This is a genomic window from Pseudomonas sp. MH9.3 (genome assembly GCF_034354675.1).
GTDB lineage: Bacteria > Pseudomonadota > Gammaproteobacteria > Pseudomonadales > Pseudomonadaceae > Aquipseudomonas.
The window spans coordinates 123,123-147,658 of sequence record NZ_CP133785.1 but is presented as its reverse complement, the minus strand read 5'-3'; the positions used below and the strand labels follow the sequence as shown (position 1 = coordinate 147,658).

20 protein-coding genes and 2 pseudogenes are annotated in these 24,536 nt (G+C 58.5%); 17 read left to right on the top strand and 5 right to left on the bottom strand.

The annotated features are described in order from the left end of the window. Nucleotides 1-4 precede the first annotated feature (4 nt). Entirely contained in the window at nt 5-1,351 is a 1,347-nt protein-coding gene (locus RHM60_RS00660; RefSeq protein WP_322213268.1) for a glutamine synthetase family protein, read from the top strand. Nucleotides 1,352-1,655: 304 nt separating this feature from the next. On the opposite strand, the gene RHM60_RS00655 is transcribed toward RHM60_RS00660, so the two are convergent. Further along, on the bottom strand, nt 1,656-2,549 hold the full coding sequence (locus RHM60_RS00655; protein ID WP_322213266.1) for a LysR family transcriptional regulator: 894 nt from the start codon (nt 2,547-2,549) through the stop codon (nt 1,656-1,658). Between the two features lie 129 nt (nt 2,550-2,678). Between RHM60_RS00655 and RHM60_RS00650 the strand changes: the two genes are divergently transcribed. The 6 genes from RHM60_RS00650 to RHM60_RS00625 all read left to right on the top strand — a co-directional run bounded on the left by RHM60_RS00650 (nt 2,679) and on the right by RHM60_RS00625 (nt 10,562). Beyond that, nucleotides 2,679-4,325: a GMC family oxidoreductase gene (locus RHM60_RS00650; protein ID WP_322213265.1), complete on the top strand. Its 1,647-nt coding sequence runs from the start codon at nt 2,679-2,681 to the stop codon at nt 4,323-4,325. A gap of 65 nt (nt 4,326-4,390) precedes the next feature. Continuing rightward, nucleotides 4,391-6,013 carry an MFS transporter gene (locus RHM60_RS00645; protein ID WP_322213263.1) on the top strand — a complete coding sequence of 541 codons (1,623 nt, stop codon included), beginning with the start codon at nt 4,391-4,393 and terminating at the stop codon, nt 6,011-6,013. A 151-nt stretch (nt 6,014-6,164) separates the two neighbouring features. Then, the gene (locus tag RHM60_RS00640; protein WP_322213261.1) at nt 6,165-8,114 is read left to right on the top strand and encodes a DNA topoisomerase III; all 1,950 of its coding nucleotides are present in this window, start codon (nt 6,165-6,167) and stop codon (nt 8,112-8,114) included. A 128-nt stretch (nt 8,115-8,242) separates the two neighbouring features. Beyond that, on the top strand, nt 8,243-8,683 hold the full coding sequence (locus RHM60_RS00635) for a CBS domain-containing protein (protein ID WP_209980949.1): 441 nt from the start codon (nt 8,243-8,245) through the stop codon (nt 8,681-8,683). An 8-nt stretch (nt 8,684-8,691) separates the two neighbouring features. After that, nucleotides 8,692-9,537 carry an NAD-dependent protein deacetylase gene (locus tag RHM60_RS00630; protein WP_322213260.1) on the top strand — a complete coding sequence of 282 codons (846 nt, stop codon included), beginning with the start codon at nt 8,692-8,694 and terminating at the stop codon, nt 9,535-9,537. 695 nt (nt 9,538-10,232) lie between these two features. Beyond that, a complete protein-coding gene (locus tag RHM60_RS00625; RefSeq protein WP_057009060.1) occupies nt 10,233-10,562 on the top strand; it encodes a hypothetical protein in 330 nt (109 codons plus the stop codon). Nucleotides 10,563-10,619: 57 nt separating this feature from the next. Here the strand turns inward: RHM60_RS00625 and RHM60_RS00620 are convergent, their stop codons facing one another. Further along, complete coding sequence (locus RHM60_RS00620) at nt 10,620-11,522, bottom strand: LysR family transcriptional regulator (protein WP_322213259.1); 903 nt, start codon at nt 11,520-11,522, stop codon at nt 10,620-10,622. A gap of 131 nt (nt 11,523-11,653) precedes the next feature. On the opposite strand from RHM60_RS00620, the gene RHM60_RS00615 reads away from it, so the two are divergent. The 3 genes from RHM60_RS00615 to RHM60_RS00605 are packed head-to-tail and all read left to right on the top strand — an operon-like array spanning nt 11,654 to nt 14,239. After that, nucleotides 11,654-12,352: a CoA transferase subunit A gene (locus tag RHM60_RS00615; RefSeq protein WP_231421746.1), complete on the top strand. Its 699-nt coding sequence runs from the start codon at nt 11,654-11,656 to the stop codon at nt 12,350-12,352. Between the two features lie 34 nt (nt 12,353-12,386). Then, nucleotides 12,387-13,046: a CoA transferase subunit B gene (locus RHM60_RS00610; protein ID WP_322213258.1), complete on the top strand. Its 660-nt coding sequence runs from the start codon at nt 12,387-12,389 to the stop codon at nt 13,044-13,046. 11 nt (nt 13,047-13,057) lie between these two features. Continuing rightward, nucleotides 13,058-14,239, top strand: coding sequence for an acetyl-CoA C-acetyltransferase (locus RHM60_RS00605; protein WP_322213257.1), 1,182 nt, complete (start codon nt 13,058-13,060; stop codon nt 14,237-14,239). A 150-nt stretch (nt 14,240-14,389) separates the two neighbouring features. Here the strand turns inward: RHM60_RS00605 and RHM60_RS00600 are convergent. The 3 genes and pseudogenes from RHM60_RS00600 to RHM60_RS00590 all read right to left on the bottom strand — a co-directional run. Beyond that, nucleotides 14,390-14,491 (bottom strand): annotated as a pseudogene (locus RHM60_RS00600) (DUF1615 family protein); the annotation flags it as partial. A gap of 218 nt (nt 14,492-14,709) precedes the next feature. Beyond that, a pseudogene (locus RHM60_RS00595) lies at nt 14,710-14,811 on the bottom strand (DUF1615 family protein); the annotation flags it as partial. 208 nt (nt 14,812-15,019) lie between these two features. Next, nucleotides 15,020-16,105, bottom strand: a complete 1,086-nt coding sequence (locus RHM60_RS00590; RefSeq protein ID WP_322213256.1) for a DUF1615 domain-containing protein — start codon at nt 16,103-16,105, stop codon at nt 15,020-15,022. Between the two features lie 245 nt (nt 16,106-16,350). Here RHM60_RS00590 and RHM60_RS00585 point away from each other — a divergent pair, with 245 nt between their 5' ends. The 7 genes from RHM60_RS00585 to RHM60_RS00555 all read left to right on the top strand — a co-directional run bounded on the left by RHM60_RS00585 (nt 16,351) and on the right by RHM60_RS00555 (nt 24,472). Beyond that, nucleotides 16,351-21,072, top strand: a complete 4,722-nt coding sequence (locus tag RHM60_RS00585) for an RHS repeat-associated core domain-containing protein (RefSeq protein ID WP_322213255.1) — start codon at nt 16,351-16,353, stop codon at nt 21,070-21,072. Then, complete coding sequence (locus tag RHM60_RS00580; RefSeq protein WP_322213254.1) at nt 21,069-21,473, top strand: Imm50 family immunity protein; 405 nt, start codon at nt 21,069-21,071, stop codon at nt 21,471-21,473. The genes RHM60_RS00585 and RHM60_RS00580 overlap by 4 nt, the downstream gene beginning before the upstream one ends. Nucleotides 21,474-21,602: 129 nt before the next feature. After that, the gene (locus RHM60_RS00575; protein ID WP_322213253.1) at nt 21,603-21,734 is read left to right on the top strand and encodes a hypothetical protein; all 132 of its coding nucleotides are present in this window, start codon (nt 21,603-21,605) and stop codon (nt 21,732-21,734) included. A 2-nt stretch (nt 21,735-21,736) separates the two neighbouring features. After that, the gene (locus RHM60_RS00570) at nt 21,737-22,114 is read left to right on the top strand and encodes a hypothetical protein (protein WP_322213252.1); all 378 of its coding nucleotides are present in this window, start codon (nt 21,737-21,739) and stop codon (nt 22,112-22,114) included. 491 nt (nt 22,115-22,605) lie between these two features. Beyond that, nucleotides 22,606-22,962, top strand: coding sequence for a hypothetical protein (locus tag RHM60_RS00565; protein WP_322213251.1), 357 nt, complete (start codon nt 22,606-22,608; stop codon nt 22,960-22,962). A 722-nt stretch (nt 22,963-23,684) separates the two neighbouring features. Next, a complete protein-coding gene (locus RHM60_RS00560; protein ID WP_322213250.1) occupies nt 23,685-24,041 on the top strand; it encodes a hypothetical protein in 357 nt (118 codons plus the stop codon). A 122-nt stretch (nt 24,042-24,163) separates the two neighbouring features. Continuing rightward, nucleotides 24,164-24,472: a contact-dependent growth inhibition system immunity protein gene (locus tag RHM60_RS00555; RefSeq protein WP_322213249.1), complete on the top strand. Its 309-nt coding sequence runs from the start codon at nt 24,164-24,166 to the stop codon at nt 24,470-24,472. Nucleotides 24,473-24,536: the final 64 nt, after the last annotated feature.

The window sequence follows — 24,536 nt, the reverse complement described above, 5'->3', positions numbered from 1 at the left end:
CCCTGTGAAAACCCCATCCTGCACGTTGCTGGCCGAAGTGCGCGCGTTTCGCCAGAAGTACCCCGATGTGCGCTATGTCGACTTGATCGCTCTGGACATTCCCGGGCATTTCTATGGCAAGCGGTACCCGGTGGAGATGCTCGAAAAAGTCGCCGCCGGCAGCCCCTTGAAGCTGCCCCAGAACGCCGTGCTGCTGGGGGTTCAGGGCGGGCTGTTCAAGATCGGCGATTACTGTTTCAACGATGGCGACCCGGACGCCAATCGCCGCCTGGTGCCGGGCACGCTCAAGCCGGTGAGCTGGGAGTCACAGCCCCTGGGGCAGATGCTGATCACCTCCGACGGCACCGACGCGCCCATCGAGTTCGAACCCCGCGAAGTGCTGGCCAGAGTGTTGCAGCGCTTGCAGAACAAGGGTATTCACCCGGTGGTGGCGTTCGAGCTGGAGTTTTACCTGTTCGATAAAAAGCTCGCCAATGGCCTGCCGCAATTCCCCCGCGACCCGCTGAGCGATGACACCGACGACCAGCCCAACCTGCACATCGAGCGGCTGTCGCGGTTCAGCGCCGTGCTCGACGACATGGCGCAAACCGCCAGGGACCAGGGCATCGACAGCACCGTAATCACTGCCGAGATCGGCCCCGGCCAGTTCGAGATCAATTTCGGCCACTCGGACGACGCCCTGCGCGCCGCCGACTGGGCCGCCCTGTTCTGCCGCAGTACACGCGGCGTGGCGCTCAAGCATGGCTACCGCGCCAGCTTCATGGCCAAGCCCTACCTGCAATTTCCCGGCAGCGGCATGCACGTGCACGTCAGCCTGTACGACGGCGCAGGCAACAACCTGCTGGCCGCGCACCAGCAGCAAGCGCTGCGCCACGCGGTGGCCGGCTGCCTGCAACTGCTGCCCCATTGCATGCCGATCTTCGCCCCCAACCACAACGCCTTGCGCCGCCTGGGCGGCACAGTCAACGCCGCCACCCGCGCCAGCTGGGGCTTCGAAGACCGCGACGCGTGCGTGCGCATCCCCGAGTCCGACCCGCGCAACCTGCGTATCGAACACCGCCTGGCCAGCGCCGACGCCAACCCCTACCTGGTGCTGGCGGCAATCCTGGCCGGACTCGAACACGGGCTTGAAACCCGACAAGAACCCATCGCCCCGCTGAACGACGACCGCAGCAGCGGCACCGACTTCCCCGTGGAAATGCTCGACGCCGTCCGCGCCATGCAGCCTCACACGGTCGTGCGCGACACGCTGGGCGCAGAGTTTGTTGACGTGTATTGCGAGAACAAGCGCCAGGATCACCTGGCGTTTCAGCAGGAGATTAATGCGCGGGAATATCGCTGGTTTCTCTGAACCTGGCGTTGTTCTTCAGGGACGAAAATCACCTTTTCAGGCGATTACAGGCTTGTGGCGAGCGGGCTTGCCCCGCGTTGGGGTGCGCAGCGCCCCCAATCAAGCAAAACGCGGTGTACCTGATACGGCTCAGCGTCTGGTTTTGGGGCTGCTGCGCAGCCCAACGCAGGACAAGCCTGCTCGCCACAGGGAATCTGCGCTTAACTGAACGGCATTAGGGCTTGCCACAAGAAGCCTGCTTACCACAGAGGCTGCAACTGGCTGCACGACAGCGCCAAGCTTCCCACCTTTTTACCCGGTTTCGTCAGATAGGCGTGCCGAGCAACAACCCTTGCTCTCGGGCACACAACTCCACCACGTAATCCCACAACACCCGCAGCCGCACCGATTTATGCAGTTCCCGGCGTGAGCTGATCCAGTAGCTGCGCTGAATGCCTTCCTCCGGTAGCAGCGCGATCAGGTCCGGGTCGCCGGCGGCCATGAAGCATGGCAGTACGGCGATGCCCAAGCCGGAGCGCGCCGCTTGATGCTGGGCGATGACGCTGGTGCTGTGGAATACCACTTTGGGGGTGCGGCAGAAGCTGCTGAGGAATTTGAGCTCCTGGCTGAACAGCAGGTCGTCGACGTAATCGATCCAGGCATGGGCCGCGAGATCTTCGCGCTTTTCAATCGGCGGGTGGCGGTCCAGGTAGGCACGGCTGGCGTAGAGCGCCAGGCGGTAGTCGGTGAGTTTGCGGGTGACCAGTTGGTCGACGCTGGGACGCTCCAGGTGGATGCTGATTTCCGCCTCGCGGTTGAGGATGCTGACGAAGCGCGGCACCGCCACCAGCTCCACTTCCAGACCGGGATAACGCTCGAACAGGCCGCCCATGCGCCCGGCCAGGAACATCACGCCCAACCCTTCCGCTACGCCCAGGCGAATCTTGCCCAGGGGCGCGGCGGAGTGGGTGAGTTCGTCTTCGGCCAGCAACGCAAGGTTTTCCATGGCTTCGGCGTGCTTGAGCAGCACTTCGCCGGAGGGCGTCAGTTCGTAGCCCTGGGCATGCTGCACAAACAATGCGGTGCCGAGGCTCTTTTCAATCGCTTCGATATGCCGGGCCACCGTGGCATGTGTGGTTTTCAGGCGCTGCGCGGCGGTGAGCAGGCGACCGCTGCGCTGCAACTCGAGAAAAAACCGCAGGTCATTCCAGTCGAACATGTCGCCTCCATTGCGTGGCCTCGGGCAGCGCTGTTTAAAAACGCACAGCAGCTGGGCAAAAACTAACATTTTTAAGACGAAAACTAACAACTAGGATGGAACCAATAAGAAAAACAAGCGAGACCCCAGATGCCTCTTGCAACTGCGCAATACGATTACGTGGTGGTCGGTGCCGGCCCCGCAGGCTGCCTGCTGGCCAATCGACTGTCCGCCAACCCCGCCCACCGCGTCCTGCTGCTGGAAGCCGGTGGCCGCGACAACTACCCCTGGATTCACATTCCCGTCGGCTACCTGTTCTGCATCGGTAACCCGCGCACCGACTGGTGCTTCAAGACCGAAGCACAGGCAGGCCTGCAAGGCCGTGCGCTGAGTTATCCACGGGGCAAGGTGCTGGGCGGCTGCTCGTCGATCAACGGCATGATCTACATGCGCGGCCAGGCCCTGGACTACGACGGCTGGGCGGCCGCCGGCAATCCCGGCTGGGCCTGGAAGGACGTACTGCCGCTGTTCAAGCACAGCGAAAACCATTTTGCCGGTGGCTCGGAGTTCCACAATGACGGCGGCGAATGGCGCGTTGAGCAGCAGCGCTTGCACTGGCCGATCCTCGATGCCTTTCGCGATGCGGCGGCGCAAAGTGGCATCGCCTCGGTCAGTGATTTCAACCAGGGTGACAATGAAGGCTGCGGATATTTCCAGGTCAACCAGAAAGCCGGGGTGCGCTGGAACGCGGCCAAGGCGTTTCTCAAACCCGTCCGCCAGCGACCCAACCTCACCGTGTTGACCGACGTGGAAGTCGACCGCGTGGTACTCGAAAACGGCCGTGCGTCAGCGGTAGTCGGCCGTCAACATGGCCAGCAGATAACCTGGAAAGCGCACAAGGAAATCGTGTTGTGCGCAGGTGCCGTGGGCTCGCCGGGCATCCTGCAGCGTTCGGGCATTGGCCCCTCCAGCGTGCTCAAGCCGTTGGGCATCGAGGTGCTGCATGAATTGCCGGGCGTCGGCGGCAATCTGCAGGACCACCTGCAACTGCGGCTGATCTACAAACTGGAAAACGCCCGCACCCTCAACCAGATCGCCGGCACCGTGTGGGGCAAGATGGGCATGGGCCTTCAATACCTGTATGACCGCAGCGGCCCGCTGTCGATGGCGCCCAGCCAGCTCGGCGCATTTGCCCGCTCGGGGCCCGAACAGACCTCGGCCAACCTTGAATACCACGTGCAGCCGCTGTCCCTGGAGCGTTTCGGTGAGCCTTTGCACGGGTTTCCGGCGTTTACCGCGTCGGTCTGCGACCTGCGCCCGCAGAGCCGCGGGCGTATCGATATTCGCTCGGCCAACCCGGCAGATGCGCCGCTGATCCAGCCCAATTACCTGAGCCATCCCGAAGACCTGCGCGTGGCCGCCGACGCCATTCGCTTGACCCGACGCCTCGTCGCCGCACCGGCGCTGAGCCAGTTCAAACCGGTGGAATACCTGCCGGGCGAAGCGTTGCAGACCGAAGAACAACTGCACGAAGCCGCCGCCCGTATCGGCACGACGATTTTCCACCCGGTGGGCACCTGCCGCATGGGCAGCGACAAAGACGCCGTGGTCGACGCGCAACTGCGAGTACACGGCGTACCGGGGCTGCGCATTGCCGACGCCTCAATCATGCCGCGCATCACCTCCGGCAACACCTGCTCACCCACGCTGATGATTGCCGAGAAGGCTGCGCAGCTGATCCTTTCACCGCCCACAAGGAGCCTCGCCCCGGAGAAAGAACGGGTTCATGCAATCTGAACAGCGGCGTCACCTTTGACGCCGACAGTGGAACAACAATAAATAATCACTGTGAGGACTACCCGATGTCAGAACATGCTCAACCGCTCGGCGCCGCACTGCCTGCCAGCGCCGGTAACGACTCCAGAAAAGTCATCTTCGCCTCCTCCCTCGGCACAGTGTTCGAGTGGTATGACTTTTTCCTCTACGGCGCCCTAGCGGCCGTGATCAGTAAGCAGTTCTTTGCCGGGGTCAACGACACCACGGCGTTTATCTTTGCCTTGATGGCCTTCGCCGCAGGATTTGTGGTACGCCCGTTCGGCGCGCTGGTGTTCGGCCGCCTGGGCGACATGATCGGGCGCAAATACACGTTTCTGGTCACCATCATTTTGATGGGCGTGGCCACGTTCTGCGTCGGGCTGTTGCCGACCTACGCCAGCATCGGCATCGCGGCGCCGATCATCCTGATCGTGCTGCGCATGCTGCAAGGCCTGGCACTGGGCGGCGAATACGGCGGCGCTGCGACCTACGTGGCCGAGCACGCACCCGCAGGCAAACGCGGCCTGCACACCAGTTGGATCCAGTCCACCGCCACCCTCGGCCTGCTGCTGTCGCTGCTGGTGGTGCTGGCCTGCCGTTACTTCACGGGCGATCAATTCGAAGTGTGGGGCTGGCGCATACCGTTCCTGTTCTCCATCGTGCTGCTGGGCATTTCTACCTGGATCCGCATGAGCCTGCATGAGTCGCCGGCCTTTCTGAAGATGAAAGAGGAAGGCAAGGCCAGCAAGGCGCCGATCCGCGATTCCTTCGGCAAATGGGAAAACCTCAAGGTGGTGCTGATCGCCCTGTTCAGCATCAACGGCGGGCAAGCGGTGACCTTCTACGCGGCGCAGTTCTATGTGCTGTTCTTCCTGACCCAGTTCCTGAAAATGGACCCGGCCCTGGCCAACATGCTGCTGATCATCAGCGTGGTGATCGGTGCGCCGTTCTTTATCTTCTTTGGCTGGCTGTCGGACAAGGTCGGGCGCAAGCCGGTGCTGATGCTCGGCCTGCTGCTGGCAACCGTGCTGTACTTCCCGATCTTCAAGAGCCTGGCGCACTACACCAACCCGGCCATGGACCAGGCCAGCCGACAGGCGCCGATCACCGTACTGGCCGACCCCGCCACCTGCACGTTTCAGTTCGACCCGGTGGGCAAGGCGCGGTTTGACAGCCCCTGCGACAAGGTCAAGACCTTCCTGGTCAAACAGGGCCTGCCTTACACCAGCGCTGCCGCACCGGCTGGAAGCCCAGTGCAGGTGAGCGTGGGTGACGTGCGCATCGATGGCTTCGACGAAGCCGCCCTGCGCGGCGCGGTGACCCTGGCCGGCTACCCGGGTTCGGCGGATGCGGCCCAGGTGAACAAGGTGATGGTGGTGGTGCTGATCGTCGCACTCATCCTGATCGCGGCCATGTGCTACGGCCCGCTGGCGGCACTGATGGTGGAGCTGTTCCCGACGCGCATCCGCTACACCTCGATGTCCCTGCCCTATCACATTGGTAACGGCTGGTTCGGCGGGTTCCTGCCGACGGTGTCGTTTGCGTTGGTGGTGTACACCGGGGATATTTTCTACGGGTTGTGGTATCCGGTGGTAGTGACGGGTGTGAGCCTGATCGTAGGGCTGTTCTGCCTCAAGGAAACGCGCCACGTCGACATCGATAACAACTGATTGATCGGTGGAAATCCCTGTGGGAGCAAGCCTCTCCCACAGGGTTTTGCAATGAATACACAAATAGCTGTACATCCATACAGATAATGGTTGCTCAATTGCCTTCGACTAAGCATCCTGCAAGGCATCAACCCAAGCTGATGTGATGACCATGCGGCTGTACCTCTGTGAAAAACCTTCCCAGGCCAAGGATATCGCGGCCGTGCTCGGCGCCAGTCGCCGCGGCGACGGTTGCTGGCTGGGCAATGCGGTCACCGTCACCTGGTGCATCGGCCATCTGCTGGAAACAGCTCCGCCCGACGCCTACGACGTCAAATACAAGCGCTGGGTACTGGCCGACCTGCCGATCGTCCCGGAAAAATGGAAAATGCAGGTCAAGCCCAGGACCGCCAGCCAGTTCAAGGCAGTCAAGCGCCTGCTGGGGGAAGCCCAGGAACTGATCATTGCCACTGACGCGGACCGTGAGGGCGAGATGATCGCGCGTGAGCTAGTGGAGCATTGCCGTTATCGCGGGCCGATCCAGCGGCTGTGGCTGTCGGCGCTGGACGACGCCTCCATCCGCAAGGCCCTTGCCGCGCTCAAGCCCGGCGCCGAAACCTTCAGCCTGTACCACTCGGCCCTGGGTCGCTCGCGCGCCGACTGGCTGATCGGCATGAACATGAGCCGCCTGTTTACCTTGCTGGGTCGTCAATCCGGTTATCAGGGCGTGTTGCCGGTCGGTCGCGTACAAACCCCGACCCTGCGCCTGGTGGTGGACCGCGACCGCAGCATCGCCGATTTCGTGCCGGTGGCGTACTGGGCCATCGATGTCGACCTGCGCCACGACGCCATCACCTTCACTGCTCAGTGGCGTGCCGCAGAGGATGCCTGTGACGACCAGGGCCGCTGCCTCAACCCGCAAATCGCCCGTGACGCCGCCCAAGCGATGAACCAGGCCGCCAGCGCCCGGCTGGTGAAGCTGCGCACCGAGCGCATGCGTGAGGTGGCGCCCCTGCCCTTCGACCTGGGCACCCTGCAGGAAATCTGCTCGAAGAAGCTCGGCCTCGGCGCCCAGGAAACCCTGGATATCGCTCAATCCCTCTACGAGACGCACAAGGTCATCACCTACCCGCGCAGCGACTGCGGCTACCTGCCCTTGAGCCAGCACAGCGACGCGCCGAAGATTCTCGCGGCGCTGGGCCGCGCGGATGCCGCGGTGAACGAGCTGATGCCCCATATCGACCCCCAGCGCCGCTCGCGGGCCTGGAACGACAGCAAGGTCAGCGCCCACCATGGCATCATTCCCACCGGGGCCGGCAAGGATGTCGGGCAACTCGCCGGCAAGCAGCGAGCGGTGTATACGCTGATTCGTGCGCGTTACCTGGCGCAGTTCCTGCCCAACCATGAATACGATCGTACCCAGGCCGATTTCGACTGCGCCGGCCAGGCGTTGCGCGCGGTGGGCAAGGTAGTGATCGAGCCGGGCTGGAAGCGCGCCCTGCCCGAAGCACTGGCCCCCGCCAAAGGCCGCGAAACCCCTGCGCCCCAGGCGTTGCCGATGCTGGCGCAAGGTCGGGACTACGCGGTGGCCAGGGTCAACCTCAAGGACCTGTGGACCCAACCGCCCAAGCCGTTCACCGAAGGCGACCTGATCAAGGCGATGAAGAACGTCGCCAAGCTGGTGCAGGACCCGCTGCTCAAGCAAAAACTCAAGGACACCACCGGCATCGGCACCGAAGCCACCCGCGCCGGGATAATCCAGGGCCTGCTGGACCGCGGTTACCTGGTAAAGAATGGCAAGGCGCTGTCGGCCACGCCGGCGGCGTTCAGCCTGATCGACGCGGTGCCCCGGGCCATTGCCGACCCCGGCACTACCGCCATCTGGGAGCAGGCGCTGGACATGGTGCAAAGCGGCGAAATGAGCCTTGAGGAATTCGTCGCCAAACAAGCGGCCTGGATGAGCAAGCAGGTGGCCCGGTGCAATGGCATGCGCATGACCATCACCGGCCCGGCCAGCCCGGCAGGCCGGGCTGCCACGCCCTGGAAAAACAAACGCAAGAGCGCCCCGCGCAAGGCGGCGACCAGCGCCAAGCGCGCGAAAAAGCCGACCAAAGCAGGTTAAAACACTAAAAAATCCGGTAAATGACGTTTTTCGACGGGTTTAACGCCGCTTTGGACCTTGCCCGGTTGTGGGCCGTCTAGGATTCTGTAGGACCCTGACTCACCAACAACAATACCGGAGTGGCCGCCATGAAAACCGTTGCACAACTGCTCAAAGCCAAGGACCAGAAGCATCACGACGTGCATACCATTCAATGGGACCACACCGTGTTTGAAGCGCTGGTGCGCATGTCGGAAAAAAACGTCGGCGCCTTGCCGGTCGTCAAGGACGGTGCGGTGGTAGGGATCATCAGCGAACGTGACTACGCGCGCAAACTCATCCTCAAGGGGCTGTCGTCGGTGACCACGCGGGTCGATCAGGTCATGAGTTCGCCGGTCATTACCGTTGAGCCCCATAAAAGTGTCGAGGAGTGCATGAACATCATGACCGACAGTCACCTGCGCCACTTGCCGGTGGTAGAAGATGGCAAGCTGCTGGGCTTGCTGTCCATTGGCGACTTGGTCAAGGAAGCCATTGCCGAACAGACGGACCTGATCAGGCAACTGGAGCAATACATTCGCGGCGAATAGGGGAACCCATGCTCGACACGCTGGAACATCTTGCCGATCAACTCGACACCCTGCACCGGGCGATGAGCGAACGGCGCTTTCTGGTCCTGACCGGTGCGGGGATCAGCACCTCCTCGGGCATCCCCGACTACCGCGACAGCGAAGGCGTGCGCCGTGGCAAGGCGCCGATGATGTACCAAGAATTTCTCGCCACCCCCCAAGCGCGCCGTCGCTACTGGGCGCGGGCGATGCTGGGCTGGCCGAAGGTGCGCATCGCGCAGCCCAACGCGGCCCACCTGGCACTGGCGACCCTGCAACACCGCCAGCGCATCAGCGGGCTGATCACGCAAAATGTCGACACCCTGCATGATCAGGCCGGCAGCCAGGATGTGATCGAGCTGCATGGCAGCCTGCATCGGGTGCTGTGCCTGGATTGCCAGCAGCGCAGCCCGCGCGATGGAATCCAGCGACAGATGGAGATCGACAATCCCTACCTCGCCCAGGTACATGCCGTGCAATTACCGGACGGCGACACCTTGCTAGACCCCACATTCGAAGAACGCTTCCAGGTGCCCCGATGCCCACGCTGCAATGGCGAGCGGCTCAAGCCCGACGTGGTGTTTTTTGGCGAGAATGTAGCACCGGCTACCGCCGCCAGGGCCATGACGGCGGTGGAGCAAGCCGATGGGCTGTTGGTGGTGGGGTCGTCCTTGATGGCCTATTCGGCGTTTCGTCTGTGCAAAGCAATGGTTGAACAGGAAAAGCCGGTGATCGCCATCAATTTAGGCAAGACCCGTGGCGATGAGCTGTTGCAGGTGAAGATTGAAGCGTCCTGTGAGCATTTGTTGCCCTTGCTTGCCGAGCGATTGAGCTAGCAAAAAACACTGCCCATCAAAAATGCCTTGTGGCGAGCGGGCTTGCCCTAATGCCGTTCAGTTAAGCGCAGACTCCCTGTGGCGAGCAGGCTTGTCCTGCGTTGGGCTGCGCAGCAGCCCCAAAGCCAGGCGCTGAGCCGTATCAGGTACACCGCGTTTTGCTCGATTGGGGGCGCTTCGCACCCCAACGCGGGGCAAGCCCGCTCGCCACAAAGTCGGCTTGCCACAGAGGCGACCCACCGCTCCAAAAATGACGCCCAGGTCACGTTTTTACGCATTCTCCCGTCATCAAAGCATTTTATGTAGTGAGCAAAAATAATCACTACATAATCGTTGACGCGGCGTTTTTGTCCTTGCATGATCTAGACGTCTCCCGCATCGGGAGCGTTGGTAACAGGTGTTTTGAAGACGCTCGTCTGACCGCCGAGCTGTTTTTTCCGGATGTGCACTGCCCACAAGGCAGATTGATGAAGCTGACCTGCCCCGCAAGGGTTGGGTACAGGCGCTCAAATGCTGCCTGTCTTCGTTATGAATGCATTGCGTAGCAGTTCATCAGCAAGACTACATGCATCAGTTTCAAGACCCTGCCCGTATTTGGCAGACCGTCACTGACGCCCGGTTTTTTGAGCCGGAGACAACTAAGCAGTTTTAACGGAATTAACGGATAGATCACCAACTGGTCAAGGGGCTTACACATGAATCTGAATAACCAACCCACTATCGATGAATTGGCTGAGATGTTCGCCGCGCAGAAAGACACACTCGACGACCATATCCTGTGGGTGGAAAAATCGGGCGAAGTGAAAATTGACTGCCTGGCGCCCCACTCCGAAGAAGCCGATTTCGACCGCAGCCACCGAGAGCTGGCGGCGCGCCTGAAGATGTACCGTCGCGGCCAGGGTTATGTCGGCAAGAAAGCAGCCGCCGATCGCAACTTTATCGAGCAGGTATTCGACACAATCAACAATGCCTGGGCCTCTTTCAAAGACAGCTCGCAAGTTAAAGTGATTGATCGCTACTACTAGCCAAGTGCAACTTCAGGGAGCAGGTTTGCCTGCTCCCTGAAGTGACCGTGCCGTCACTCAGAACCTTGGAAACTTTCCCTTCTGCGCCTCATCCCGAAAGATATCAAACAACACTTGCGCCGCCGCCGACAGCTCATGCCCCGGTTTGGTCAACACGCCAATCGGCCGTTCGATCACCGGACCGGTCAAGGTAATGCACCGCGCGCCCGCCTCCTCCATCTGCCCTCTGCATAACGCCGGCACGGCGCTCACGCCCAGGCCACTGGCAACCATCTTGCCCACCGTCGCCAGTTGATGGCTTTCCAGCGCCACCGGCAGCTTCATGTGCAACGCACCGAGGTGCTCCTCCAGCATCACCCGCACCGTGGACGGTCGCTGCAAGGTAATGAATGGGTATTCGAGCAAGGTTCGCCAGTTGATTGCCGTGTGCCGCGCCAAGGGTGAGTCGCCCGGCACTACGGCAATGAAGCGGTCCAGATACAGAGGCGTAAACGCCAATGTCGAACCTTCACCCGGCTCGAACGCCACGCCCAGCTCCACCTGGCGGTCGCGGACCATTTCCAGCACCTGCTCATTGATCAGGTCATGCACGGTCACGTTCACCTGAGGGTAACGCGCGCGGAAGAGGGTCAGGATCGGCGGCAGCAGGTTGCCGGCAAACGATGGCATCGCCGCCACGGTCACCCGCCCGCGCTGCAAGGTAAAACGCTGACGCAGTTCGTCTTCGGCATTGTCCCAGTCAGCAATCAACCGACGCGCCAGCGGCAGGAGGGATTCGCCCTCCGGGGTGAGCGCCACATTGCGCGTGGTGCGGCTGAACAGACGACCGCCCAGGCCTTCCTCCAGCCCTTTGATGGTCAGGCTGAGCGCCGACTGGGACAGGTGCAGGCGCTCACACGCGGCGGCGAAACTCAGGCTTTGCGCCACGGCCAGGAAGGCACGCAGCTGTTTGACGGTCATGACTGCTCCGGGCGGTGGCTCGACTATGCTGTTTTCTAAATCAATCAACCTTAAAAAACAACTTAACAAATCAATGCGGCGGCGCAACACTCGGCTCATTGGCTGGCCCACACATAATAAAAGAGGTGCATATGGCAGGTTTCGATAAACGCGTGGCGTCCTACGAGGAAGCCCTGGCAGGCCTGGAAGACGGCATGACCGTCCTCGCCGGTGGTTTTGGCCTGTGCGGCATTCCGGAAAACCTCATCAACGAGATCAAGCGCAGGGGCACGCGCGACCTGACCGTGGTCTCCAACAACTGCGGTGTCGACGGTTTCGGCCTCGGCGTGCTGCTCGAAGAAAAACAGATCAGCAAAGTGATCGCGTCCTACGTGGGTGAGAACGCCCTGTTCGAGAAGCAACTGCTCAGTGGCGAAATCGAAGTGGTGCTGACCCCGCAAGGCACCCTCGCGGAAAAAATGCGCGCAGGCGGCGCCGGCATTCCGGCGTTCTTCACCGCCACCGGCGTTGGCACCCCGGTGGCCGAAGGCAAGGAAACCCGTGAATTCAACGGCCGCCCCTACCTGATGGAAGAATCCATCACCGGCGACTTCGCCATCGTCAAAGGCTGGAAAGCCGACCACTTCGGCAATGTCATCTACCGCCACACCGCCCAGAACTTCAACCCGCTGGCCGCCACCGCCGGCAAGATCACTGTGGTGGAAGTCGAGGAAATAGTCGAACCGGGCGAGCTGGATCCGGCGCAGATCCACACCCCTGGCATCTACGTCGACCGGATCATCTGCGGCACCTTCGAAAAGCGCATCGAACAGCGCACCGTCCGCACATAATCTGCCTCAGGCCCTGACAATAAGGACTCAAGAAATGGCGCTTACCCGCGAACAAATGGCTCAACGCGTCGCCCGCGAAATGCAGGACGGTTTCTACGTGAACCTCGGCATCGGCATTCCAACCCTGGTGGCCAACTACATCCCCGACGGCATGGAAGTGATGCTGCAATCGGAAAACGGCCTGCTGGGCATGGGCCCGTTTCCTACTGAAGAGACGCTTGATGCCGACATGATCAACGCCGGCAAACAGACGGTGACCGCGCGTATCGGCGCCTCGATCTTCTCCTCCGCCGAGTCCTTCGCGATGATTCGCGGCGGCCACGTCGACCTTACGGTGCTCGGCGCGTTTGAAGTCGACGTGCAGGGCAACATCGCCTCGTGGATGATCCCCGGCAAGATGGTCAAGGGCATGGGCGGCGCCATGGACCTGGTGGCCGGTGCGGAAAACATCATCGTGATCATGACCCACGCGTCCAAGGACGGTGAGTCGAAGTTGCTCAGCCAATGCAGCCTGCCGCTGACCGGCGCCCACTGCATCAAGCGTGTGCTCACCGACCTGGCTTACCTGGAAATCGACAATGGCGCGTTTATCCTCAAGGAACGCGCACCAGGCGTCAGCGTTGAAGAAATTGTGAGCAAGACCGCCGGTAAACTCATCGTCCCGGACTCTGTTCCGGAAATGCATTTCCAGTGAGGACCGATGCCATGCAAGACGTCGTGATTGTTGCTGCCACCCGCACCGCCGTGGGCAGCTTCCAGGGTTCGCTGGCGACTATTCCGGCACCGGAACTCGGCGCCGCCGTGATCCGCCGCCTGCTGGAGCAGACCGGCCTGGACCCGGCCCAGGTAGATGAAGTAATCCTCGGTCAGGTGCTCACCGCAGGCTCGGGTCAGAACCCGGCACGCCAGGCCTCGATCCTCGCCGGTTTACCCCACGCCGTACCCGCCCTGACCCTGAACAAGGTCTGCGGTTCGGGCCTCAAGGCCCTGCACCTCGGCACGCAGGCGATTCGCTGCGGCGATGCCGAGGTGATCATCGCCGGCGGCATGGAAAACATGAGCCTGGCCCCCTATGTGTTGCCGGCCGCGCGCACCGGTTTGCGCATGGGCCACGCCAAAATGATCGACAGCATGATCACCGATGGCCTGTGGGATGCGTTCAACGACTACCACATGGGCATCACCGCCGAGAACCTGGTGGACAAGTACGGCATCAGCCGTGAAGCGCAGGATGCCTTCGCCGCCGCGTCCCAGCAAAAAGCCGCTGTGGCCATTGAAGCCGGGCGATTTGTCGATGAGATTACGCCGGTCCTGATTCCCCAGCGCAAGGGCGACCCCGTAGCCTTTACCGTGGATGAGCAACCACGCGCCGGCACCACGGCCGAGTCCCTGGGTAAACTCAAGCCCGCGTTCAAGAAAGACGGCAGCGTCACGGCCGGCAACGCTTCCAGCCTCAACGACGGCGCTGCGGCGGTGTTGCTGATGAGCGCGGACAAAGCCAAGACACTCGGGCTGCCGGTGCTGGCGCGTATCGCTGGCTACGCCAATGCCGGCGTCGACCCGGCCATCATGGGCATTGGCCCGGTGTCGGCGACCCGCCGCTGCCTGGACAAGGCCGGTTGGACACTCGCCGACCTGGACCTGATCGAAGCCAACGAAGCCTTCGCCGCGCAAGCCCTGGCGGTGGGCAAGGAACTGGAGTGGGACGCCGACAAGGTCAACGTCAACGGAGGCGCCATCGCCATCGGCCACCCGATCGGCGCTTCAGGCTGCCGCGTGCTGGTGACCCTGCTGCATGAAATGATCAAGCGCGACGCCAAAAAAGGCCTGGCCACCCTGTGCATCGGCGGCGGTCAGGGAGTAGCCCTGGCCCTCGAACGCAGCTGATTTCACAGACCAACACAGTCCAACTGTGGGAGGGGGCTTGCTCCCGATGGCGGTGGTTCAGTCAGCACACTCGTGACTGCATCACCGCTATCGGGAGCAAGCCCCTCCCACATGGTGCTCTTCATCATGACTGGAAAGGCTCAGCGCTTACGGCAGCGGCCTGCCGGCAGCCTTGTCGGCCAGGGCGAACACGCGCTTGTAGAGGGTCGTGTCTTCGAAATCCAATTGCTCGCCCTGTTCCAACTGGCTGCGAAAGAGGCCTGGGTCTCCTGTGCATCAGCGGCGGTCAGGCCGGGGCCCTGGCCCTCGAACGCAGCTGATTTCACAGACCAATACAGTCCAACTGTGGGAGGGGGCTTGCTCCCGATAGCGGCGGTTCAGTCAGCACACTCGTGACTGCATCACCGCTATCGGGAGCAAGCCCCTCCCACATGGTGCTCTTCATCATGACTGGAAAGGCTCAGCGCTTACGGCAGCGGCCTGCCGGCAGCCTTGTCGGCCAGGGCGAACACGCGCTTGTAGAGGGTCGTGTCTTCGAAATCCAATTGCTCGCCCTGTTCCAACTGGCTGCGAAAGAGGCCTGGGTCTCCTGTGCATCGGCGGCGGTCAGGCCGGGGCCCTGGCCCTCGAACGCAGCTGATTTCACAGACCAATACAGTCCAACTGTGGGAGGGGGCTTGCTCCCGATAGCGGCGGTTCAGTCAGCACACCCGTGACTGCATCACCGCTATCGGGAGCAAGCCCCTCCCACATGGTGCTCTTCATCACAGTCGGAGAGGCTCAGCGTTTCATGCAGCGCTGATAACGCTCATCCACCCGTTTGGCAAACCACGCCGTGGTGAGGTTTCGGGTGATCTTCGGGCTCTTGAGCACAATGCCCGGCAACACGGCACGCGGCAGCGGCTTGCCAGCCGCCTTGTCGGCCAGGGCGAACACGCGCTTGTAGAGGGTCGTGTCTTCGAAATCCAATTGCTCGCCCTGTTCCAGCTGGCTGCGGATGCTGGGGTTGCGCATGTCCAGTTTCGCGCCCAGCGAGCGCACCGCCAGCTCGGTAGTGCCGGGCAGTACCGAACCGTAGCGAATCAAGTCCCCATCCAACGCCAACTCACTGCCGGAAACGCGGCTGACCGCCGCCTGGAACGCGGCATTGCGGCTTGCGTACCATCCCGCATTGAAGTCGGCAAAGCGATAAAGCGGTTGTTCATAATTGACCGGGTAGCCCAGCAAGTGAGCGATGCCGAAGTACATGCCGCCACGGCGGGTGAACACTTCGCGGCGAATCGTGCCGTCCACCGTGTAGGGATAATCGCGCGCCTGCTTCTGCGCAAACTCGATGCTGACCTGCATCGGGCCTGCGGTGTGCACCGGGTTGAAGCCGCCGAACAGCGTATTGCCCAGAGGCACCATACTGATGAAATCGTCGAAGATACCGCTGAGGTCCTTCTCGGTGCGCGCGGCATTCAGGCGCTCGGCGTAGGTCTTGCCGCCAGGCGAACGCACCTGCAAGGCGCTGCGGACCACAAACGCCGGCACATGCACCTTGCCGGCGCGGCGCAGGATTTCATCCTGGGCGATCTTGCCCATATTCGGCACGGGCGGGTCGACCTGGTAGGTGGATTCCTGTTCGGTCACCGCCAGCACGGCGCAGATATTTTCGGTGCTGGGATAGATGTGCTGGGTGTCGAACGCGGTGTAAATGTCCTGGGCCCAACCGTTGCGGTCGGCGACTTTGGCGGGCAGCAGGCGCACGATCTGCGCCTTCACCTCGGCCTCGCTGCGTTCCGGCTGCTGCGGGCTGCGTGACGTTGAGCAGCCGGCCAGCACCAGCAAAGTCGTGAGGCTGAGGATCAAGCGTGTTGAGTACATGGAGCTTCCTTGGATAACGACGGGCCAGGCAGTGCGGATATCGACAGGCAAGTCTAACGCGGGTTCGCCACTCTACCCTGCGCCATTTGAAAGGGGACACATCCCGCTGAAATCTCCCACATGAGCCTCGGATAACCTCTACTCCCCTCCTCCAGACACCTCGGCAAAGTCCGTCGCCTGATCACACAGTGCGAAGGATTGCAGATGGATTTGTTCGTTAAGGCCCTGGTTGCCGGGGCTGTCTCATGATCAACCCTACCAGCCAGGCCATTGGCTTTCTGGTGCTGGCCGCCATGGACTCGAAGACGCGGGACGTCGAAGCCGTTCTCGGCGATTTCCGGCGTTGCCTCAATTCCTACGATCTATGGGCGCAAAGCTATTTCAGCTTTTCCGCGCTCGATATCGAGCAGGTGTTCAAGGTCGGCGACGAGGTGGTGGTCACGCCGATCACCCGTTCACTCTTCCCCAGCAGCACCGTCGCCGCCTGCCCTGCTGACGGCACGCTGACCCTGGTGCATATGTTCGAGAGTTCACGCTTTGTGCCCATTGGCAATACGCCGGTGGTGCTGCAGCGAATTGACCCGAACGGCGGGCCGCTGGGCGAGCCCATCCATCACACCATCGGGCCCAGCGGCATTCTTGAGGTCAAGGAATGTGATCGCAACCAGCGTTACCGCATCAGCTTTTACCCCAACGTTTCCCAGGAGCACTTCAAGGCGCTGTACGCCTCCTATCAATCGGTGATCGCCCCCCTCGAAAGTTGGCTGCGCAATGAATGGCACGACACATTCGAACCCTTGTGGAAGGGCTATTCCGAGGCGAATTTTCTCAAGCGCTATCGCTCGTTGCATCGAGCCTATGCCCAGGGCTTCGGCGAAGCGCTGTATTCATTGTGGGACAGCATCAAGCAGCTGTTGGAGTGGCTTTCAGCCCCGCTGGCAAATGCTGAAAAGCTGCTGCATTACCTCTCACAGGCAGAACTTGACCAGTTACTGGCGTTGAGTGCCGAGACCCTCGCCAAGGGGCTGCTGGTGCTCAGCGATGAACCCTTGTTGTTCGTGTACCTGGCGGCGCTGGTCAGTTGGATGCGCCTGCTACCGCCGCCCTACATGAACGAAATGCTGGGAGAGCTCGGCGCCGAAGTACTGATCAATTTGTTGCTGGCGATGGCAACGGCCGGGATGGGCATGGCGGTGCGCATCAGTACGAAAGTGCTCGGCCGCATCAAGTCTCACCGTACACGCCAGTGGTTGCAGCAGATAGCCAGTCAGTTTGGCAAGGCGAACCTGGACGAGCATACCGATGCGCTGAAGCCGGTGTTGTTAGCCAGTGCGGCCACGCCGATCAAGACGGTGGCGCCGCTGAAGGTGGGCGAGGAGCTGGTGCCGAACGCCGTGCCGGCAGTGCGCAGCAAGCAGCAGCGCACCGCACTCGTGCACGAATTGCCCGTGGATGACGTGCCGGTTTCGGCGAAAAACCCGGCGGGGGATGCGTCTGCTTCTTCCGATAAAACCGTGACCAACGGCTGCCCGGTGTCGATGGTCACCGGCGAGGAATTGCTCACCCTCACCGACGGCACGCTGGACGGGATTTTACCGTTTGAGTGGACGCGGGTGTATCGCACCAGTGCGGTGGAAATCGACGTTGGGCTGGGATTTGGCTGGAGTCATGCCCTGGCGCAGCGGCTGGTGGTGTCCGGCGATTCGGTGGTGTGGACCGACCATGAAAATCGCTCGACCACCCTGCCCTTGCCGACCGTTTCGCGCCCGGCGATCACCAACAGCCTGGCGGAAGCGGCGATCTTCCTGGGCGATTTACCGGATGAACTGGTACTGGCCCAGGCGTCGCGGTTTTACCACTTTCGTGATGGCGTGCTGGTGTCGATCAGCGATGCGTATGACAACCGGCTGCGCATTTTCCGCGACGTGCTGGGGCGCATTGAACGGCTGGACAACGGCGCCGGGCGCTCGCTGTGGTTGCGTTATGCGCAGGGTCGGATTGGCGCGGTGGACTATCAGGTGCATCGCGCCAAGGGGCGTGAGCCTTACGAGTGGGTCACTGAGCAGACGGTTGTGTCCTACGCCTACGACGACACAGGCCGACTGGTGTCGGCGACCAATGCCGTAGGTGAAAGCGAGGTTTATCGGTACGACGAGCAGCACGTGATTCTGGAACGTGGGCTGGCCGGTGGGGCGAGTTTCTTCTGGGCGTGGGAACGTTCCGGCAAGGCGGCGCGCTGTGTACGGCACTGGGCCAGTTTTGCGCAGATGGACACGCGCTATGTGTGGGGTGATGACGGGCGCGTCACCGTGCATAACGCCGATGGCAGTCAGGAAGTGTATGTGCATGACCCGCGGGCGCGGCTGGTGCAGCGGGTTGATCCGGACGGCGCTCAACACTTCAAATCCTACGATGAAAAAGGCCGGCTGACGGTTGAGCAGGACCCACTCGGCGCGGTGACGGCGTATCAGTATGACGATGCTGGGCGCTTGGTGGCGCTGTTTCCCGGAGACGATGAGCCGACGTCCTACGAGCATGACAACGGGTTCGTACGGGTTGTAAGGCGTGGTGAAGCAGTTTGGAAATACGAGCGTAATGAACAAGGCGACGTAACGCGCAGGACCGATCCAGACGGCCATATAACCGACTACAGCTACAACAAACACGGGCAGTTGATTGGCGTCTGGTATCCCGATCACAGTTGTCAGCGGCTGGTGTGGAATGAGCGCGGGCAACTGCTTGAGGAACAGTTGCCCAATGGCGGGATCAGGCGCTATCGCTATGACGACCTCGGGCGGGAGGTTGCCCGCGAGGATGAGCATGGGGCGCTGACCCAGTATCAGTGGGACAGCGTGGGCCGGCTGACTCGCCTGATATTGCCGGGCGGTGCATGCAGGGAATACAGCTACAACGCCTACGGAAAAATCACCGCCGAACGCGATGAACTGGGCCACGTCACCCGCTACGAGTATGCCGACGGGCTGCACCTGATCAGTCGACGGCTCAATGCCGACGGCACGCAGGTCCAGTACCGCTACGACAATACTCGGTTGCTGCTGACCGAGATTGAAAACGAGGTGGGCGAGACCTACCGGCTCGCTTATCACCCCAACGGGTTGATCCAGCAGGAAATCGGCTTTGACGGCCAGCGTACCGCCTACGTTTATGATCTCAACGGCAATCTGCAGGAAAAGACTGAATACGGCGACGATGGCAGTCAGTTGGTTACCCGCTACGCGCGTGACCACGCCGGACGCCTTGTCAGAAAAACCCTGCCCGATGGCGCCCTTGTTGACTATGCCTACGACCGCCAGGGCAATCTCCTCAGCGTCGTAGACGGTCACTGGGCGCTGGCCTACGAATACGATCGACAAAACCGCCTGACCGCCGAGCATCAAGGCTGGGGCACCTTGCGTTATGGCTATGACGCCTGCGGCCAACTGCAACGCCTGCGCCTGCCGGACAACAACCGCGTCACGTTTAACCACGATAAAGGTGGCCACCTCGCGACGGTTCAGCTCAACGGTGAAGTGCTCACCTCGCATCTATTCAAAGCGGGCAAGGAGCAGCAACGACAGCAAGGCGAATTAATCAGCCACTACCACTACGACGACCAGAACCGCCTGCACGCCCACGCCATCACGCAACAGGAAAACCGCCACTACCGCCGCCAATACGACTACGACAAATCCGGCAACCTCGCCCGCATCGTCGACACCCGCAAAGGCGAACACCACTACGCCTACGACCCGCTCCACCGCCTGACCCGCGCCGACCATTCGCAGGACTTACAGGAACGCTTCGGCCACAACCCGGCCGGTAACCTGCTGATGCACGACCGCCCCGGCCCGGACATCGTCGCCGGCAACCGCCTGATGATCCAGGGCGACCGGCATTACGACTACGACGCCTTCGGCAACCTGATCCGCGAACGCCGTGGCAAAGCTCACGCACTGATCACCGAATACCGCTACGACTGCCAGCATCGTTTAACCAGCATCACCCAACCCAGCGGCCAAACCGCCCACTACCGCTACGACCCCTTTGGCCGCCGCATCAGCAAAACCGTCGATGACAAAACCACCGAGTTTTTCTGGCAAGGCGACAAACTGATCGCCGAACACCACGCCGACCGCCACCGCAGCTACCTCTACGAACCCGACAGCTTCCGGCCGTTGGCCCTGCTGGAAGGCTTCGGTCCCAACGCCACCCAGCCCTACCACTACCAACTCGACCACCTCGGCACCCCACAGGAACTCACCGCCGCAGACGGCGAAATCGTCTGGTCCGCGCACTACCGCGCCTACGGCCACATCAGCCGCCTCGACGTCGGAAAAGTCGACAACCCGCTGCGCTTTCAAGGCCAATACTTCGACGAAGAAAGCGGCCTGCACTACAACCGACATCGCTACTACAATCCGGATGTTGGACGCTATCTGACGCCGGACCCGGTGAAGCTGGCGGGTGGGATCAATGCGTACCAGTACGTGCCGAATCCTACGGGGTGGGTGGACCCGCGAGGTCTAAGCGCTGACTGTCCTGGTAACAAAAAAAGCAAAAAATCTTGCAATAACTCACCAGAACCTGAAGATCCCATCCATTCCCGTACCGGCGCTTTTAGACAAGCGAAGTCAGATGCAAAAGTGCCAATGAGCCAGCATCCAAACACAGTATTCAACACCGAAATTGGGGCCTACGGTCAGTTTAGGTATATAAGAATGAAAGATAAGCAAGGTCAAGAGATACGAAAAATCGATGGGAAACCGATTATCACAAGAGAGTACGAGTTTACCCGGGAGAATGGCTCGATAGTAGTTATCCAAGAGCACAGCGCAGGACATAAATTTGGAGCACCAGGAGGCGTGGGTGATCAAGGAGCCCATTTCAACCTACGTCCCGTGGGAAACACACGTACTGGCAACGTAACTGGAGCAAAAGATCATTATTATTTTGAGGCAAAGAAATGAAATTCTGGAATGATTTTGAAAGGAGTATTTTTTTTAATCATGTATTCACTACGCCAATCCTGATAGGAAAAATAACCCTTTTTTCCTTCAACATAGACAACAACAGATCCCATATAAACATGGAGTTTGATATACCTGAAATACCAGACAGACCGCCTGAAAAATGGATTGCAGAAGGCTTTAATACTTGCCGAGTAGGGCTTAGCTGCGGCGGAATCACTGACCTCATCATAAAAAACTTACCCACATTGGATACGCTCAACATGTCAGTACACAAACACGAAAATTTCTTTTCCGTAAGAGCAGAATCTGCAGGATCATTAATTGAGTTTAGAACTAAATATCCTTCTCTTAGCGGACCATCCGTATACATGAACGATCCAGATTCAGCTTGTTACTGAACAAGGCAAAATAAAAAAGAAAAACTAAAGTACCCACCTGCTGCAACACCCCATCTAACCCACAGGGATCAATTAAACTCGATATATCGTGCACAGCTAATCTTTAGAAGAAATGGACATATTGCATCCATGAAGCCTATGGATATGGGGAAAATTATTGGCGAGGGATATTCGAAAGAGCTGGAATATAGCCAACAGCGCAAAGCAAGGGTAATACTTGATAACCATGGAAAACCCAAAACTGCCTATACCGAGCAATGAACATGAATAAAAAACCGAGTATATCGATAATACGTGGACTGCTATTCACTTACGACATTGAAAATACGGATGACCTAGAACGTGAAAAATTCATTTCTTCGAAGGACATAAACAACGAACAAGAGCTCATCGAGCTTTTCGAAAAACTGACAAAGCCAGAGTTTTTAGACTATACAAAACCAGAACAAGAGTGGTTCATCAGTTCGATTGATTACTATCTATCGATCAACGACAATTTCGATGCCGTATTTAAAAAAATGGCAACCTATTTCAGCGAACCTGTTGCAGATCAACGGAAGTTCATGCAAATCCTAGTCAACTGTTTAAAACAGTACACGAGTGTATCTGAAGAAAAAAGCCATTCAAACCTCAGATATTAAAGTGAATAGCTAGGTTCGCCAAAAAAACAGGCTCATTTAACAAATAGTTAGTCTCCCCACTTGCCGCTTCGAAAGCGAGGCTAACGCCTATAGACGTTTAGCGGAGATGGAAGAAGAATTCCCAAGAGCGCACTTTTTAGAAAAACATGGAGCACAAACAACTCGAGGCTCCCAGCTTGAAAGAGTTCAGATAGCAAAAAATCCGACCACAGGATAAATTGAAAGGCATATTGGTTGCGCAAAAACGATCAGCCAAAAACACCTAGCGCCGCAACACGATATATCAGCCACAGGGACCAACTGAATACAATCTACCGTGCAAAATTTATATTTCAGAACGCAGGGCCTGAAGCGTCACGAGAGCCTATCCACATGGGAAAAATAATTGAAGAGGGTTAAAAAAGCGCACGATAGAATATGGAAAGCAAAGGAAAGCCTCAGTAATATCAGATGAAGACGGCAACCCAATCACCGCTTACACGGATTTCTAAATGAAGTATCAACCGAAGCTTTCCATCATACGAAGTCTGCTTTTTACGTATAGTTTTGAAAATTACGACGACGTCGAAAGAGAGCTATTTATCACCTCAAAAAACATCAACAGCAACAAAGAGCTGTCGGAGTTATTTGACGGCCTGACAAAACCCGACTTTATTTCTTTCGAACCTGCTCGACGCAAGTGGTACATTGACACACTTAACCACTTCTTAAGTACCGATGAAGACTTTGAATCTGTATTTCATTTTTTTGACACTTATTTCGACGATGAAATAATCGATAAACGACAGTTCATGCATGTTTTATTAGAGTGCCTTGAAAGGTACGAAGCTGAGATAGACGAAAAATGAAAACCATAGACACTCATTGACCACTGCAAATCAGGAAAACGCATACAACTGAGCCCCCCCATTCAAAATCCATAAAATGCAATTAGCCGCCATAAATTAAGTAACCACACACGAGTCTCGCAACCTGCTCCTATTTACCTGACTACCCCAACCAGTGGTCATCAGGAGTGCTATGGCTGAACCATGCAGTAGAGAAATTCGACCACTGTTTACTCAAAAGATAAGTGATAGAGCGTAAAAAACCGGTGAACGCGAGGTACCGCAATCTTCAAGAGCTGAGCGGCAGGCAAAAACTGAAGAACTCGCAGAGGCTACGCCTATAGGCGTGTAGCCGAGATAGAAAAAAATTCCAAAAAAGCACACTTTTAGAAAACATGGAGCACAAACAACTCGAGGCTTCCAGCTTGAAAGAGCTCAGACAGCAAAACCCCCTACCACAGGAGAAATTGAAAGATACTCTAGAGGCATAAACAGGGGCGAGCCAAAAACACCTACAGCTGCAACACGGTATCTCAGCCACCGGGATCAACTAAACGCGATCTATCGTGCAAAAATTATATTACGACGCACAAACATTGCAATATCTAGAGACCCCATCGACATGGGAAAAATAATCGGAGAGGGCTACAAAAAAGCCCCCCTGAAATATGGAACACAGAGAAAAGCCATAGTAATACTAGACAATGACGGCAATCCTATCACCGCCTACACGGAGTTCTAAAATGATCTACCAGCCAAAGCTTTCTATTTTACGAAGCCTGCTTTTCACTTACAGCATTGAAAATTACGACGACATTGAAAGGGAGTCTTTTATCACCTCGAAAAACATAAACAACAATAAAGAGCTTTCGGAACTATTCGATGAGCTGACAAAGCCTGAGTTCAAATCTTACGACCCCACTCACCGTAAGTGGTATATCGACACGCTCCAACATTTCCTGAACAGCGATGAAGATTTCGAATCTGTATTTTATCTTTTTGATACTTATTTCGACGATGAAATAATCGACAAACGACAGTTCATGCATGTCTTATTAGAGCGCCTTGAAAGGTACGAAGCTGAGATAGGCGAAAAATGAAAACCACATAAACTCTTGCATATAACTCGTTCACCGCTATAAATCAGTGAACCGCATACAATTGAGCAGCCCATTCAAAATCCATAAAACGCAATTGGCCGCCTTAAATTAAGCAACCACACATGAACGAGCAATTAACTGAACTTCAACAATTTTTCGGCGCCTATTTCCACCAGGACTGGCCGGAAGAACACGCCACAGCGGATGAGGTAATTGATAGCTTCTTACTGGACTCTTCCAGAGATACGATCATGACTGTGAGAGGTGAAATCTTACAGTTGGCACAATCATTCACAACTGAACAGAGTTTTCAGGAGGACCTGTTCTATAAACAGTATTGCAATTATTACTACCCCAACCAGTGGACATCAGGGCTGCTATGGCTGAATCATGTAGTGGAAAAATTCGACCACTATTTACTCAAAAAATAAATAGTTACGACGTTATAAAACATAAAAACTGGTGAGCGTGAGCTGTGGGGCTGCTACGCAGCCC

What these genes read in the sequence shown, in the direction of transcription:
- RHM60_RS00655 (WP_322213266.1), bottom strand. Translation starts at nt 2,549, where the DNA reads ATGTTCGACTGGAATGACCTGCGGTTTTTTCTCGAGTTGCAGCGCAGC.
- RHM60_RS00650 (WP_322213265.1), top strand. Translation starts at nt 2,679, where the DNA reads ATGCCTCTTGCAACTGCGCAATACGATTACGTGGTGGTCGGTGCCGGC.
- RHM60_RS00645 (WP_322213263.1), top strand. Translation starts at nt 4,391, where the DNA reads ATGTCAGAACATGCTCAACCGCTCGGCGCCGCACTGCCTGCCAGCGCC.
- RHM60_RS00640 (WP_322213261.1), top strand. Translation starts at nt 6,165, where the DNA reads ATGCGGCTGTACCTCTGTGAAAAACCTTCCCAGGCCAAGGATATCGCG.
- RHM60_RS00635 (WP_209980949.1), top strand. Translation starts at nt 8,243, where the DNA reads ATGAAAACCGTTGCACAACTGCTCAAAGCCAAGGACCAGAAGCATCAC.
- RHM60_RS00630 (WP_322213260.1), top strand. Translation starts at nt 8,692, where the DNA reads ATGCTCGACACGCTGGAACATCTTGCCGATCAACTCGACACCCTGCAC.
- RHM60_RS00625 (WP_057009060.1), top strand. Translation starts at nt 10,233, where the DNA reads ATGAATCTGAATAACCAACCCACTATCGATGAATTGGCTGAGATGTTC.
- RHM60_RS00620 (WP_322213259.1), bottom strand. Translation starts at nt 11,522, where the DNA reads ATGACCGTCAAACAGCTGCGTGCCTTCCTGGCCGTGGCGCAAAGCCTG.
- RHM60_RS00615 (WP_231421746.1), top strand. Translation starts at nt 11,654, where the DNA reads ATGGCAGGTTTCGATAAACGCGTGGCGTCCTACGAGGAAGCCCTGGCA.
- RHM60_RS00610 (WP_322213258.1), top strand. Translation starts at nt 12,387, where the DNA reads ATGGCGCTTACCCGCGAACAAATGGCTCAACGCGTCGCCCGCGAAATG.
- RHM60_RS00605 (WP_322213257.1), top strand. Translation starts at nt 13,058, where the DNA reads ATGCAAGACGTCGTGATTGTTGCTGCCACCCGCACCGCCGTGGGCAGC.
- RHM60_RS00590 (WP_322213256.1), bottom strand. Translation starts at nt 16,105, where the DNA reads ATGTACTCAACACGCTTGATCCTCAGCCTCACGACTTTGCTGGTGCTG.
- RHM60_RS00585 (WP_322213255.1), top strand. Translation starts at nt 16,351, where the DNA reads ATGATCAACCCTACCAGCCAGGCCATTGGCTTTCTGGTGCTGGCCGCC.
- RHM60_RS00580 (WP_322213254.1), top strand. Translation starts at nt 21,069, where the DNA reads ATGAAATTCTGGAATGATTTTGAAAGGAGTATTTTTTTTAATCATGTA.
- RHM60_RS00575 (WP_322213253.1), top strand. Translation starts at nt 21,603, where the DNA reads ATGAAGCCTATGGATATGGGGAAAATTATTGGCGAGGGATATTCGAAA.
- RHM60_RS00570 (WP_322213252.1), top strand. Translation starts at nt 21,737, where the DNA reads ATGAATAAAAAACCGAGTATATCGATAATACGTGGACTGCTATTCACT.
- RHM60_RS00565 (WP_322213251.1), top strand. Translation starts at nt 22,606, where the DNA reads ATGAAGTATCAACCGAAGCTTTCCATCATACGAAGTCTGCTTTTTACG.
- RHM60_RS00560 (WP_322213250.1), top strand. Translation starts at nt 23,685, where the DNA reads ATGATCTACCAGCCAAAGCTTTCTATTTTACGAAGCCTGCTTTTCACT.
- RHM60_RS00555 (WP_322213249.1), top strand. Translation starts at nt 24,164, where the DNA reads ATGAACGAGCAATTAACTGAACTTCAACAATTTTTCGGCGCCTATTTC.